A 15,321-nucleotide genomic window follows, 5' to 3' on the forward strand; every position below is an offset into this window, starting at 1 on the left:
TCAGTCGTCGTCCGGGGCGGGCGGGTTGACCGTGAACCGGTTGCCGTCAAAATACAAGGTCAGCGGGGCGCCCTCGGCCGGGCCGAAGCGCCGGGTGAGCGCGCCGGGGCCGTGCAGCACGAGGGGCCGCCCGGTGTCCCGTGCGACCAGGGCCGCGAGGGTGGCCGCGTAGGCGGCGTCGTCGGGGCGGGCCAGTACCAGGGCGAGCCGCGCGGTGTCGTCGAGCCCGGCCTCCCCGACGGTCACCGTGCCGCTCTGCAGGATCGACTGGGCGCGCAACTCCTCGGTGAGCGCGCCGATTTCGGCGAGCAGGTCGGTCGGCACCGCGGTCTCCGGCGTGGGGAGCGGGGCGTCGTCCGGGGCGCCGTGAGCCGTCACGTCGGCCTGGGCCCAGGCGAGGAGGGCGGTGTGGGGGTCTTGGGCACGGGTCCAGACGGGGGTGGGGGGAGCGGGATCGGCGGTACCGGGAGTCGAGAGTAGACCGGCCAGTGCGTGGGCGAACGTCCCGGGTCCCTGCTCCGGCGCGACGACGGGAGGGAGCTGCGGTTCCCGGGGCTCGTTCTCCGGCTCCTCCCGCGGGTCGTCCCTCAGCTCGGTCGCCCGTCCCGCGCCGTTGCGGGCCAGCGGCGGGCGCGGTGTGCGGCGGGGCCAGGCGGCCGGGGTCGTGGACAGGGAACCCGTGGTCAGCGGAGCAGTTCCGTCGCCCGCCGCCGCCCGCCGCGTCTCCAACAGGGCTACGGCATCGCCGAGATCGTGTTCCGCGTTGCGCTGCCGGGCCGCCTGCCTGGCCTGCTCGGCGAGGGCCTCGTCGATCCCGCCGGTGAGGGTGTCCAGGGCCCGCTGGGCCTCGTCCCGCGCGGCGAGCATCTGGTCGCGGTGCGCCGTCGCCGCCGTCAGCTCCGCCTGGGCCGTACGGTCCGTCCCGGCCGCCGTGGCGGCGAGGTCCCGGGCGCGGGTCAGCCCGGCGGCGGCGGTACGGGCCGCGTCCCGGGCCAGCCCGAGCCGGAGTGCGGTGTCGTCGGCGGCATGCCGGGCGGTGCCGGCCGCGCGGTCGGCCGCGGCGGCGTCGGTCCGGGCCCGGTCCAATGCGGTGCGGGCCCGGTTGATCCGCGACCGACGCCGGACCGGTGAACCGTCGCCGTCGGCCGCGGTATCGCCCGCGCCACGCCGCGCACGTCCGCCCTGTCCGGCCGGGTCGGCGGCATCCTGCTCCGCCGCCTCCTCCGCCTCGCGTACGGCCCGTTCCGCCGCCGCGAGTTCGTCCTCCGCCGTGCGGACCGCGTCGCGGGACTCCCCCGCGGTCCGGGCCGCGTCCTCCGCCCGCTCGTTCCGTTCCCGGAGTTCCGTCGTCAACTCCGTGACGCGGGCGGCGCGTTCCTGGTCGGTGCGTTCGGCGGCCGACACGGCCCGCTCGGCGGCGGCGAGTCCGTCGGCGGCGGTGGCCGCCGCGGCTCCGGCCGTGAGCAGTTCCCGGTCCGCCTCCGTCAACCGGGGCTCGGCCTCCGCCAACGCCTCTTGGGTGTCCGGCACTTGGTCCTGGAGCCGGATCTCCTCGGTGCGCGCCGCGTCTTCCGCGTGCCCGGCGTTCTCCAGCGTGCGGATCTGGTCCCGGGCCGCCGCCCAGCCCGCGTCGAGGGCGGCATCGCCCTGGTCGCCCGCCAACTGTCCCTGTTCCAGGCCGTCTTCGTCCTGCCCTTCGCCGGTTTCCTCGGCCCTCGCCGGCACCAGGGGATCACCGTCCGCACCGAACTGCCGGAACCGCACGCCGTCCCCGTCCCGCAGGGCGAGTTCGACCGGCCGGCCAAGGAGTGCGGCCGTGCCCGAGGCGGCGTACAGGGCGCGGGCGGTCTGGTCGGCGGTGCCGTCGGTGGCGAGCCAGAGCTGGATCATGCCGCCGTCGCCGTCACCGGTCGCGCCGATGCCGTGGGCCATGAGGGTCGGGAGGTCGCGGAGCGGCACCGTGCGCCAGTCGCGCAGGATCGCGTCGGCGCGCTCGCCCGGTGCGCGGTCGTCGGCCGCCTCGCGGGTGAGGGAGGCGCCGTCGTAGACGCCCGGGTCGGTGAGGCCGGTGGTGACGCCGTGGCCCAGGAGGTCCCGCTCCAGGGGGCGCAGCCGGACCGTGCCGGCGACGTACCGGGTGCCGTTCGGGCCGTGGACGGTGACGATCGCGTCGGCGACGATCTCGTGGCTGCGGGTGCCACGGGTGCCCTCGGGGAGTTTGGTGTCGCCGCGCTTGAGCCACTCGCGGCGGGTTCCGGCGATGCCGGCGCCCGAGCCCGGGTCCTGCGCCGGGCGGGCGAGCACCGGCACGGTGAAGCCGACGAGCTGGCGGTTGCTGTCCGTGGCGCTGAAGCCGCCCTGGGCCGAGAGGCTTCCGGTGACACCGGCGTGCGAGGCGGAGCCCGCGCTGACCGTGTTGAGCCGTACCCGGTCGATCGTCACGTCGCCCGCGTCGGTGACGGGGCGCGGCCGGTACAGCTCCACGGTGAGCCGGGGCGGGGTGCCGGGCGCGCCCTGGAACGGGTAGGCGCCGGGCATCGAGGGGGTGAGTCCGGCGGGGCCGCGCGGGCGGTCGAGGGAGAGGGTGCCCGCCTGGACGAGTTCGCCGATCCGTACGGCGGTGTTGTCCGCCGAGTCGGAGGCGGCGATCCGGCGCCAGTTGCGGGTGAGAGCCGGGGCGACCTCGCCGAGAGCGGCGGCGAGCTGGGGGCCTGCGTCGAAGGAGAAGACGGGTGCGGGGCCGCCCGGTGTGAACCGGCGGCCGGTCGGCGTCGGCCGCCGCGGGGACTGGCCGACCGTCAACTGCGGTGCGGCCGGGGCGGGTTCGCCGGTCTCGCTGCCGGTGAAGCGCAGTGCGGCCATCGTGTGGACGGCGGTGGTGCGGGTCGGGCGGCCGAGGAAGAGGTGGGCGATGCGGTCGGCGAGGGTGGTGTTCGCGTCGGTGAGGCTGAGCACGCCGTGCTGGAACACGGCGGCGGGCAGGTCGATGAGCCAGTCGGCGGTCAGGGAGGAGCGCACGGTGGCGACCAGCCGGTACGGGACGCCGTCGAAGTCGGCGACGTTGTCGGTGCGCAGCCAGTGGCGGTCCTCGGCGGCGCGGGTGACGCGGGCCGAGTTGCCGCGCAGGGTGTCGGCGCTGAGCAGGGCGCCCGCGCGGTCGGTGCGGGGGCCGCCGGTGGGCCTCGGGAGCCGGGTCTGGAGCTGGACGAACCCGGAGTGGCGGACGGTGTGGGAGGTCCGGTCGGTCACCGCGGACGGGGTGTGCCCGTGGACCTGCTCGATGCCGGTGCCCTGGGCGCCCCGGTGGCCGCGCAGCAGGCGGAGCGCGTGGGCGTCGGCGTCCGGGCGGGCCGTGAGGGTGACCTCGACGAGGCGGGCGCCGCCGTAGCCGACGTGGCGGAAGCGGAAGCGCTGGACGCGGCCGGGGCCCCGGCCCGCGAGGGTGCGCAGGCCCGCCGTGGAGGTGAGGTCGGCGATGCGGGTGCCGACGCCCGCGAGGTAGGACGCGTGGCCGGGGCGGGTCGTGCCGGGGGCCTCCTCCTCGATGAGGGCGAGGAGTTGGCGCCGGAACAGGTCGGGGCGCCGCACGCTGCGGGTGGCGTCGGTGAACTGGTCCATGGCCTGGACGCTGCCGAGGCCGACCTCGCCGGAGGCGACGAAGCGGCGCGGCAGCGGCACGTCGCCCGGTACCGGCGCGGGCACGGTGAGTCCGGGCACGGTCGCGTACCAGCGGGCGTGCCGCCGTATCTGTGCCGGGGAGATCAAGAACCTTACGGCGTCCGGGAGTTCGACCGCGACCGTGACGGCGCGGCCCTCGCCCTGGCCGAGCGCGTTGCCCACCAGGTTGCGGCGGCCCCGGCGGAAGGTGACCAGCAGGAGGGCGTCGGCCGAGACGCGGTGCTGGGTGCCGCCCTCGGTGGCGGTGCGGTGCACGAGCGTCGAGGAGGCGAGCCCGCGGCCCTTCTCGTGGCGGGTGGTGCGGGTGTAGCGGGCCGAGGGGTTGAAGGTGGTGGCGCGGGGGGCGGTGGTGGACGTACCGCCGCCCGGTGTCTCGGCCGGGGTGTCGGCGCGGCGTCGCATGCCGCCGTCGCCGAGGCCGCCGACGTCGCCGTCGTTGCCGGCCGCCTGGTCCGAACCCGGCGTCTGGGACGAGGAGTTGTTCTGGACGGAGGTGAAGCCGGCCGCCCACTGCGCGGCATGCGCGACCCCGCGCTGCTGCCCGGCGCCGTCGGAGGCGTTGAGCCCGGACTCGAAGTACTGCGTGAACGCGTCCGAGGCCCGCGCCCGGCGCAGGGCGCCGCGGATCTCCACCGACAGCACCTCGTCGGCGGCGAGCCCGGGCAGGGTGAGGCCCTCGATCACGTAGGCGCCCTTGAACACCTGGTGGCCGCGGGCCAGCAGGGCGACGGGGTTGCGGGCGGCGGTCAGCATCTCCGCCGTCACCGTGGTCGGGTCGGTGGCGGCGGCTCCGGCCAGCGACTCGCCGACGGCACGGCCGACTCGCGCCACCGGGGCCGGAGTCCGGTCCGCGACCGCGTCGAGCACGCCGTCCAGCAGACCGCGTGCCGGGTGCCCTTCGTAGGTGTTGCCGAGCACCGCGCGGAACGCCTCGTCCAGCGCGGCCGACGCCCGGAACACCTCCACCATCGAGTCGTCCGGCAGCGGTATCGAGTCGGGCAGCGGGCCGCCGTGCTCGTCGCTGAGTTCGAGCGCGGTGCGGTCGGCGTCGTTCGCGGCCCGCACGGTGTGCGCGGGAGGCGCCGCCGGGGCGGGCTCCCCGTCGACGGCGGGCAGCGTGCGGAGCGTCGGCACCGACAGCCGCAGCGAGCCCGCCACCCGGTCCGGGGGCGGAGGCGGCGGCGGGTCGTCCGGCCCGCGCGGCGGCGCGCCGTGCGGCACGTACGGCTCCATGGCCGTCTGGTGCGCGAACCGCACCAGGGGCTCCTCCCCCGGGCCCTCGTACAGGTCGAGCGCGAAGTCGGCGGGCACCTCGAACACCTCGCTGCGCTGTCCCGCGCCGGTGCCCTGGAACTGCTGGTCGTGCCCGACGGACACCTGCACGCTGTTGTCCTGCTGCACCTGGTGGGAACGCACGTGGTCGGCGGTGCCGCCGAGGGTCCAGGCACCGTCGCGCACCGGGATGCCGAAGGAGCCGCCCGCGCCGTACGACACCCCGTACTGCGAGCCGTTCTGGTCGGCGGCGACCGTCGACAGCGAGACCAGGCCGACGCCCTCCACGTGCGGCAGCACCGTGGTGTGCGTGGAGTCGCCGGTGCCGCGCTCCGCACTGAGCACCAGCCGCACCCTGCGGCTGCCGGCCACGGTCGGGATCTCCAGGAACAGCGAGTGCCCGCCGTCCAGCATGGCGTCGGCCGCGGCCCGCTGTCCGATCTGCGACCGGGCCTGCGCGAACCGGCGCAGGTTGTTCAACTGGGCCTGCACCAGCGCCTCGTCGGGCAGGACGAGGGTGCGCGCGTGGAGGTCCGGGGGCAGGAATCCCTCGCGGCGCAGCCAGTTCTCTGCGTGCACGAAGAGGGGTTCGGCGCCCGTCACGGCCAGCGGTGTCGCACTGGCGCCGATCGACCGCAGATGCTCCAACTCCGCCGGAAGCCGCCGCAGTTCCTCCGCCGTCGGGACATGGCCGGCGGCGTCCGCGGCGGTCATCACCCGCAGATGCATGCCGGCCGGCCACGCGTCCGGCTCGAAGGTCTCCTGGCCGCCGCCCGCCCGGTGGAACACCAGCGTGTGCTGGACCGAGGCCGGCGCCAGCAGGTGACTGCGCTTGGTGCGGACCTCGTGCATCAGGGACGCACTGGCGCTCTGGTTCAGCGCGCCGCTCGTCCCGGCCTGGGCCGAGACCCGTCCCAGGACACCGCCGCCGACCCGGCGCGTCGCCTCCGGGTGGCCCTCGCTGTGGTCGCCGGTGAGGGCGGGGCCGACGCTCCCGGACAGCGACGCGCCGCTGCTGAACTTCGACTGGGCGTCGATCTTGACGAGTTGGGTGAGGTGACTCTCCAGGTTGATCTTCCCGGCGACGCTCTGCCGCAGCGGCTCGCCCACCGTGACCTCGGTCCGCAGCTGGAACATGCCGATCGCGCGACCCGACGTGTCGAGCAGCACCGGTGAGAAGACCCCGCCCTCCCGCTGCATCGGCAGGGTGCCGCGCAGCAGCGGTTCCGACAGGAACGTCTCCAGCTCCGACGCCGAATCCGTGTCCAGCGACCGCAGTCGGCCGCGGAAGTGCTGGAGCGTCTCGGCGAGCAGCCGCCCCGGCTCCGCCACCGTGTCCACGCCCCAGATCGGCAGCACGTCCAGGTCCGCCGCCGCCGGCAACTCCCCGTCCTCGTCCCGCGCCAGATGCTGCGGGAACCAGATGGTCACCGGCCCGTGCGACTGCTCCGCCGACCAGGTGACGGGCGCGGCCAGTGCCGGGGTGTCGACGCGTACGTCCCACAGGGCGTCGAAGTCGTACGGTTCCGAGGGCTCGTTGCTGCGCTGCGCGGTCGTCGATGTCACCACCGTCGTCACCGACGCGCTCGACGACAGCTGGTTCAGGGTCAGCGCGAGGGTCAGCGCCGCGTCGACACCGCGCACCGGGATCGCCCTGCTGATCGGGAACAGCCCGGTCCAAGGCAGCATCAGGGTACGGATGTTGCCGGACACCTCCGACGACACGGACTCCTGCGAACCGATCCCGCGCCGCTCCACCCGTACGTCCCGCACCCCGCCCTCGGCCTGTCCGTACCGGGCCGCCGCCACCGGGTTCACGGGCCGCATCCGCAGGTCCACGGTCCGGTCCCGGCCGTCCACCCGCACGGTGATCCGGAAGCCCAGACTCCCGCGCAGATACGGCAGGTTGAGCACCAGTTCCTCACCGCTCGCCACCGTCCGCAGCTGCTCCCGCACGGGATGCGTGTCCGGCGCGGTCCCCAGCCCGAGCGCCGTCATCACCTGCTGGTGGACGCCGTTCACCACGGCCTCCGACAGCGGTTCGAGCAGCACCAGGCCCACGTTGCCGTCCCGCCTGGCGCCGTACCCGAGCACGAAGGCCGAAGAGGGCGGTGCCACCGGCGCGTTCGAGGCGGGCCAGATGAGGGGTGTGTCGGTGGGGATGGGGGTCGTGTCGGGGTGCTCGGTCGGGGTGGTCTCGTCCTGGCCCGCGTGGTCGTGGAGTTGAGGACCGGAGGCGGTGACGTTCTCGATGATGCGGAGGTAGCGCTGCGGGATGTGGACCGCACCCTGCGTGGTCGCCATCAGACCGGTCGTGCGGACCGCGGTGCTGTTGGCGTGGTTACGGAGGAGGAAGTCGTTGTCCCGCTGCTCGTCCGGCAGACCCAGATAGTGCAGGACCTCGTGCAGGAGGTCGGCGTCGGAGTGGTGGACGTCCAGGTGGAGTTGATCGGCCCGACCCGGTTCAGCCGTGTCGGTGAGCGTGACCGTCTCGGGGTGGGACGGGTCCTCGATCAGGTTCAGGTTGATGTGGAGCTGGTCGCCCGAACCGGGCAGCGCGAGACCCGAGTTGAGGTGCGTGTCCAGGAGACGGGTGATCCGCTCGTTCAACTGGCCCACACGTGCCGGGTCGTTGGAGGTGACCGGCAGGTTGACCGTGTAGTCGCGTATCCATTGGCCGTTGGGAGCCTGGATACGACGGACCCGCGTCCGGATGAGCGTCGTCGCGCCGCTGAGAGTGCCCGGACGGAGCGGCCTGGACTGGTCCGCGTGCGGATCGAACCGCTCCGTCGCATGCACGGCGGGACGCGCATGCGGACGCAGACCATGCCAACTGGCCTTCGGAGCGGGGCTGTTCACCCGTGCGGCAGGCAGGTCGTCGGCCGGGGCACGCACCGGCTTCGGACGGTAGCGGCCGTCCGGCTGGACGCTCTCGGCGTCCTCCGGACCTCGGGGCGCCTTCGACGTGGTGACGTTCGGCGGGGCGGCCGCGGCGTTCACGTTGCTCGCGCTGTAGTGGTTGAGGCCCGTGTAATGGACCTCCAGCGGAGGGGTGTTGGTCGTCGGCCCGTACGGCAGGACGATGCCTCGCGGGCCGCCGGTCGCGGTGGTGCCGGCGAGGGCGGCGGGCATCGGCTGGAAGACGTGGATCGGGGCGCCGAGGGTGTCGGCGAGCAGCGGCAGGAAGGCGTCGCCGACGCGATTCGCCCATTCGGTCGACCAGTTGCGCACCGCGCGGTCGAGTACGGCAGCCTCGGGCGCGGTGATCGGGGCGGTGCTCTCGTGGTAGCCGGCGACCAGCAGGGCCCGGCGCTCGTCCGGTGTCATGGTGGCGACGGTCGGCAGCGCGTTCAGCGCGCGGAGGTAGGCGAACATCCGCGCGTTGCTCGGCGGGGTGCCGGGCGGTGCGGGCGGTGCGCCCGGGGCCGAGGCGGCGAGCACGTAGCGGGCCTGGAGGTCGGCCGGGTCCATCTGCTCGGCGCGGGTCGGGCCCTGGATGCCGTAGAGGGCGAGTTGGGTGTCGACGGTGGCGTTGTTCATGCCCTGGACGGCCGTCGCGAACCGGCCGACGAGGACGCCCCGGAGCTGGCCGAGTACCTGCGGCGGGAGCGGGTGGGTGTTGTTGCGTGCGGCGGTCAGGCGGGCCAGCACCAGGTTCTGCAACGCCCGCCGGGTGGCCCGGAGATGGGCGGTTCCCTGGTCGGCGGTCGCCGGGTGCTGCGCGAGGGTGGTGAGGGTCTGCCGGACGAGGTGGGGCTGCCCGAGCCAGGCGTCGGTGCCCGCGTCGAAGGCCGGGTCGGCCTGGCGCAGCCGGGTGGCGACGTGGCCGGGCGCGCTGCCGATGACGGCGTACAGGAGGCAGTTGCCGTCGCCGGGGGTCGGGACGGCGTTGCCGGTGGGCGCGACGTAGGGCGTCAGCGGGGCGGGCGGGGTCGCGGTCGTGCCGGGTGTGGGCGCGGGTCCGGTCTTGCCCTTGGTCGTGTCGGTTCCCGTGCTCTTCGTCTTGTCGGGGCCCGCGTTCTTGGACGTGCTCGTGCTCGCGGTCTTGCCGTTGGCCGGCTGCTTGCCCTTCTCCTTGGCCGTGTCCTTGGACTTGTCCTTGTGCTTGCCCTTGTCCTTGTTCTTGTCGGGCTTGGGCGGCGTGGTCTTCTTCGGCGGCTGCTTCGGCGGGGTCTGCGTGGTCGTAGTCGTGGTGGTGGTCGTGGTGGTCGGCAGCGTCGTCGTGGTGGCCGGGGGCGGGGTGTGGGTCTGGCCCGCGGCCGGGAGGGGGGTGGGGCGGCCGTCGGGGTCGGGCCAGCGGGGCGGGGTGGTCGCGAAGGTGGTGCGCGGGGACTGCTCGGGAGTGGGGGCGTTGTCCTGGACGTCGGCGGACACGCCCGGCAGCGCGCCGGTGGCGGCCACCTGGTCCGCCGCAGCCTGGAGTTGGGCGGTGACGGCGGTGGCGAGCTGGCCGTTGCGGCGGGCGATCCGGGCCTGGGCGCGGGGTATGCGGCGCTGGGCGCGGGCCTCACGGAACCTGGCGATCCGTACGTTCTCGGCCCGGCGGACGACGGCGCGCGCGTCCTGCCCCGCTTCCTCGACGGCCTCCTGGTGGGCCTCCTCGGCCTCACCGATGCGCTCGGGGGCGACGCTCACGATGTGCTGCGCGCGCGCCAACTTCGGGCGGTCTGCGATCAGTTGATCGGTCGCCTGCTGGATCGTGTCGTCGAGGGCGTCGATCTCCGTCACCACGGCCCGCACGCGCGGGTCGTCGGCGACATCGGCCGCGGGGACCTTCGTGCGCGCAGCGTTGGGGGCCACGGGGGCCGGTGCGGGGGTCGGCGCGGTCGTCGACTGCCCACCCTGCGCTGCCCGTTGGGCCGCCGCGCGTGCCGCGGCGCGTTCGGTGCGCACGGTGTTCTCGGTCTGGGTCAGACGGGCCAGGGCCGACTGGCGTTCGCTGCGTGCCCGGGTCTCTTCCCGCTCGTGCCGCGCGATCTGCGGCGGCAGCGTGGTGACCGTCCGCCGCGCGTCCGCGAAGTCCCGCTTCAACCGCTCGACCAGGGCCGCCGCGTCGACCGCGGCCTTGGCGGACGCGGCGGCCTCCACCACGGCGTCGCCGTGGGCGGTGACCGCGACCGCGACCGCGTGCCGGGCCCGCGCGTGGGCGTCGACGGCGTCCGTGTGCGCCCGGTTGCGGTGCTGGAGCGAGGCGGTGAGGCGGTTCAGCCGCTGCGGGGTGTCGGCGAGGGTGTCGGTGGCGTCGTGGAGCCGTACGGCCTCGGTGTGGAAGGCGGTCCACGCGGTGGTGAGGTCGGGGTCCGAGGTGACGAGGGCGCCATCCGGGGCGAACTCCCAGCGGCGGATGCCCTGGGGGTCGCGGGTCATCAGCTCCAGCGGGCGGTTGCCGAGCACGGCCGCGCGGGACGCGGCGTAGAGGGCCCGGCCCAGCTGTTCGCCCTGCGGGTCGGCGCCGAGGGCCACCCAGACCTGGACTCCGTGACTGCCCGCCGGAACAGCCGAGTTGAGGCGTTCGGGCAGCGTGTGCGGTTCCACGGTGGCCCAGTCGGGGACCAGTGCGGGCAGGTCGTGGACGTTCGGCGGGGCCTCGGCCGGGGTGATGAGACCGTGGCCGAGCAGATCGCGCTCCTCCACTCGAAGGGTGACCGTGCCGGTGACATGGCGGGTGCCCTCCGGTCCTTCCACGAGCAGGTGGACGTCCGCGTCGACTGCGTAGCTCCTGGTCCCGCGCGCGCCGCCGGCGGGTGCGGAGGTGCTGCCGGACTTGAGCCAGTCGCGGCGGCTGCCGGTGGTGGTGCCGCCGAAGGTGGAGGGCTGGGTCTGCCGCTGGGCGAGCGGGACGTTGAGTCCGGCGAGCTGGCGGTTGTCGTCGTCGCCGCTGAGGAGTTCGGTGAACGCGGTGGAGAAGGAGTGGTCGGCACCGGCGGCGGTGCTCACCGTGTCGGTGGAGTTGTGGAGCTGGTCGAGGGTGACGTCGTCGGCGTGGGTGGAGCGGCGCGGGTTGTAGAGCGTGACCGCGATGGTCGGGGGCTGGGCCGGTGCTCCCTCGAAGGGGGCGGTGCCGGGCAGCTTGCGGGTGAGGTCGGCGGCGAGCCGGGGGCGGTCGAGGGAGACGCGGCCGGCCTGGATCAACTGGCCGAGCCGGACGGCCTGTCCCTCCACGGAGACGGAGGTGATCTGGGCGTGCCAGCCGCGTCCGCCGCGCGGTGCCACCTGGTCGAGGGCGGTCTCCAGGTGTGCCCAGCCGTCGAAGTGGAACGCCGGGGTGGGCCCGACGGGGTGGAACATCTGGGCGTCGGCGAGATACGGGGTGGCGGCAGGGCCGGGCAGCACGGTGTTGCGGGGGTCGGTGCCGGAGACGACCGACGGGGCGGTGACCGTCGCGGGCCGCGTGGGTGCGTTGGTCTCGGTACCGGTGAACCGCAGACTCAGCCGGACCGGGACGGTGCGGGTGCGCGGGTTGCCGCGCGCCAGGAGTTCGTCCACCCAGCGGCGTACGTCGTGGTTCGCGTCGGCCCAGGCGATGACGCCGTTCTGGATGAGGCCGCCGATGACGTTGGGCGGCCAGTCGGCGACCAGCGCGGAGCGCACGGACAGGACGTAGTCGTACTGGAGGCCGTCGAAGTCGGCGCCGTTGTCGGTGCGCAGCCAGAACCGGTTGTCGGCGGTGGTCGCGCGGCGGGCGGACCTGCTGGTGGCCGACTGCGGGGTGAACACCGGGGCCGCGCGGTCGGTCCGCTTCGGATCGGGGCCCTGGTTGGGGCGGCGGTAGCGGGTGGTCAGGGTGACCGGGAGCTGCTTCTGCCGGACCGAGGCGCGGGTGGTCGTACGTCCCGCCGCCGTGTGCGACTGCCACTGTTCGAGACCGGAGCCGGGGGTGGACGAGCCCCGGACGGCGGCCAGGTTCTGGGTGCGGCGGGGCACCGCCGTGAGCGTGACCTCGATCAGCCGCTCGCCGCCGTGGCCGTGGTGGCGGAAGTGGAAGCGGGTGGTGGCACGGCGGGGGGTGCCGTCCGGGCCGCGCCCGGGCAGTGCGCGCAGTCCCGGCGTCGAGGTGAGCTGGGCGATCCTGCTGTGCACACCGGGCTGGTAACCGGGGTGCCCCGGGGTGACCGCGCCGGGCGCCTCCGCCTCGACCAACTCCAGCAGTTCGCGCCGGACTTGACCACGCCGCTCCCGCGGGTTGACCGGCCCGAGCGGGACCTGTCCGGCGGCGGGCCCGGTCGCCGGGACGGGAGCGGCCACGGGACGGTCGTACTCGATGACCGAGAGGACGCCGCCGAGGCCGAGTTCGCGGTCGCGGACGTACGGCGTCGGGAGGGGGGCGGTCAGGGCCGGTGCGGGGGCCGGGGCGAGGCCCTGGACGGAGCCCATCCACCGTGCGTCGCGTGCGAGTTGGCCCTGTGTCATGAGGAACTGGAGGCCGTCAGGTACGTCCACCGCGAAGGTGACGGGGGCGACGGTGCCGGGCTCGCCGACGCCGTTGAGCAGCGTGCGGGATCCGGCGCGGACCGTGACCAGGTAGGTGACGTCGGCGACGACCCGGTGCAGGGTGCCGCTCTCGGTGGGGGTGCGGTTGACGCCCGTGCTGGCGGAGAGGGTGTCGGCGGTGTCCGTGCGGGAGACGTAGCCGAGCCGCGCCGAGGGGTTGAAGAGTCCCTTGAACGGCTTGCCGCTGCTCTGGGTGGTGGAGACCGAACCGTCCGACTCGGGGCCGGTGTTGCCCTGCCCGGCCGCGTTCTCCGGTCCGCTCGGCTGTGTGGGCGGGTTCTGGGTGAGGACCCCGGTGCCGCCGAACTGGTGTGACTTTCCGAGGGACTTGGCCTGCTGGGCGCTGTCGGTGGCGGAGACGCCCGTCTCCAGGTACTGCCGGGTCGTGTCCAGCAGCCGGGGCCGGTGCGCGACGGCCTGGATCTCCAGGGAGTACTGCCCGTCGGCCAGGGTCCCCGGCAGGTTCAGGCCCTCGACCACATAGGAGTTCTTGAACAGCTCGTGGCCATGAGCGACGAGACTGCCGGGAGTGATCGCCGCGTGCCGGGTCTCGGCGGCACGGGTCCTGCTGTCCATCAGCCCGTGCCCGGCGAGCGGTGAGATGCCGTCGCGCTGCGGCGCGGCGGGCGCCGGGGCGGGCGCGGTGACGGGGAGGATCGGGCCGGTGGCCGGTGGGGCGGGCGTCGGCTGGGCCTGGTTGCGGATGTCGGCGGCGGCGCGCCGGAACGCCGACTCGATGGCGGCGGAGCCGCGCACGGTGTCGATCAGCGCGTCGTCCGGTATCCGTACCAGCTCGGGGCGCGGGGTGCCGGTCGCGTCGGTCCCGTCCAGCCGGGCCCGGTCCACCGCGTTCACCGGGCGCGGCGCCCCGTCGACGCGCGCGACGGGCGGCGCGGCGACCGCGGGAGGTACGTGGGTACGGCCGTCCGGCACCGCGAGCCGCAGTGTGCCGGAGACGGTCGGTGCGACGGGCGGCGGGGCAACAGGCTGCGTGCCAGGGGCGGTTGGGGCCGGGGCCGGAGCGAGGGCCTGGTTGACGTTCCGCCCGAACCGCTCGCTGGGCTGATCGCCGTCGTCCGCGTACAAGTCGAGCGCCAGTCGCACCGGCACCGTGAAGGCGTGGCTGTCCTGGCCGGACGCGATGAAGAACTGGTCGTGCCCGGTGGCGCCGCCGACGGTGTCGCCGTGCGTGACCTGGTGCCCGTACTGGTAATCGGCCCCGAAGCCGATGGACCCCCAGCCGCCGAGCGGACCGCTGACGCTGCCCATCGGCCCGAGCGCGCCACCGTAGGACTCGCCGCGCTGCTCGGCGTCGCTGCCCGCCATCTGGGCGAGGCCCATGACCTGGATGCCCGGGAGGACCAGGCGGTGGGTGCTGGCCTGGGTGTGGTCGCGGACGGCGGTGAGGAGCAGCCGGACGCGGCGGACGCCGGTGTCGGTGCTGTTGGGCACCTCGAAGTGCAGGGCGTGACCGCCGTCGACCATGGCGTCGGTGGCGGCGCGCAGGCCGGTGCGGGAGCGGGCCTCGCGCAGCCGGCGGAGGTTGTTGAGCTGGGCGTGCAGCCGGATCTGGTGTTCGGGTTCGAGGTTGCGCGCCGTCTGCTTCAGCCGTCCGCCGATTCCCGTGGGGGCGACGGCTGTTGGGGCGGGCGGCAGGAAGCCCTCGCGCCGCAGATGGGCCTCGGCCTCGTCGAAGAGACCGTCCGCGCCCGTGACGTCCAAGGGCGCGGCGCTCAGCCCGATGCCGTCCAAGCGCTCCAGGGAGTCCGGGAGTTCACGTACTTCGGCGGGTGTGGGCGGGTGCCCGTTGGCGTCCGCCCGGCTGAGCACGCGCAGGTCCATGCCCCGGGTCTGGGTGAGCGGGGGCGCCGCCGTCTCGGTGCCGTCGGGGCGGATCAGGGTCACCTGGTAGGTGGTGCCGGACGGGGTGAGGAGGTGGCCCCAGTTGGTACGGATGGCGTGCATCGTGCCCGCCGAACTGCTCGCGCTGTACGTGTTGGTGACGGTCGCCTGGGTCTGGCCGCGCAGACCGAGACTGCCGCCGATCACGCTGGACGCGTCCGGATGCCCCTGCGTGTGGTCGCCGGTGAGCGCGGCGGCGCCGCTGCCGCTGACCCCGATCCCGCTGGTGTAACGGGAGGAGAGGTCCACCTTGGCGGTGTTGACGAGATGGCTCTCCAGGTTGATCTGCCCCGCGGTGCTCTGCCGCAGCGGGGTACCGACGTTCGGCACGGTGACCAGGTGCAGCATGCCGACCGCGTTGCCGGAGGAGTCGGTGAGGACCGGGGAGTAGATGCCGCCGTCGATCTGCATCGGCAGTGTGCCGCGCAGCACCTGCTCGGAGAGGAAGTCCGAGACCTGCCCGGCCGCGGTCTCGTCGAGGTCGGCGTGGAAGGTCTGGTGGACATGCTCGTACAGCGCCCGGGGGTCGAGCACGGAGTCGACGCCATAGAGCGGGAGGTCGGCCGGAGCGGCGGGAGCGGGCAGCGAGCCCGGCGCCGGGTCGGCGGTGGTGAGGTGCCGGGGGAACCAGATCGTGGTCGGCCCGTGCGACTCCGCGGTGCCCCAGCCGTCGGCGGCGGGCGCGGTACCGGTGGTCGGCGCGGTGACCGAGGGCGCGTCGACGCGCACCCGCCACTGAGTGGTGAACTCCACCGGATCGGAGGGCTCGTTGGAGCGCTGAGCGGACGTCGTCTGCACGGCCTGCGTGACCGTGGTGGCATCGCCGGCCTGGTTGTGCGTGACGGCCGCCGTCACCGAGCCGTCCACCGCCCGCACCGCGGTCGCCGCCTCGATCGGCCACGACCCGGTCCACGGCACCTGGAACGTCCGGTACGTCCCCGACGGCTGGCTGGAGAAGTTCTCCCGCGTGCCGAACCC

The 15,321-nt window shown here is 74.7% G+C and carries 1 protein-coding gene (only partly in view); it reads right to left on the reverse strand.

Translation table 11 applies throughout. From position 1 onward, the window contains the following. On the reverse strand, window positions 1–15,321 hold the end of the coding sequence (locus ACIPTO_RS04815) for a hypothetical protein (protein ID WP_401189466.1). The gene runs 21,000 nt beyond the window's last position; only the last 15,321 of its 36,321 coding nucleotides appear in the window; the start codon falls outside the window, past its right edge; the stop codon is at window positions 1–3.

The organism is Streptomyces sp. NPDC090083 (assembly GCF_044747445.1).
GTDB lineage: Bacteria > Actinomycetota > Actinomycetes > Streptomycetales > Streptomycetaceae > Streptomyces.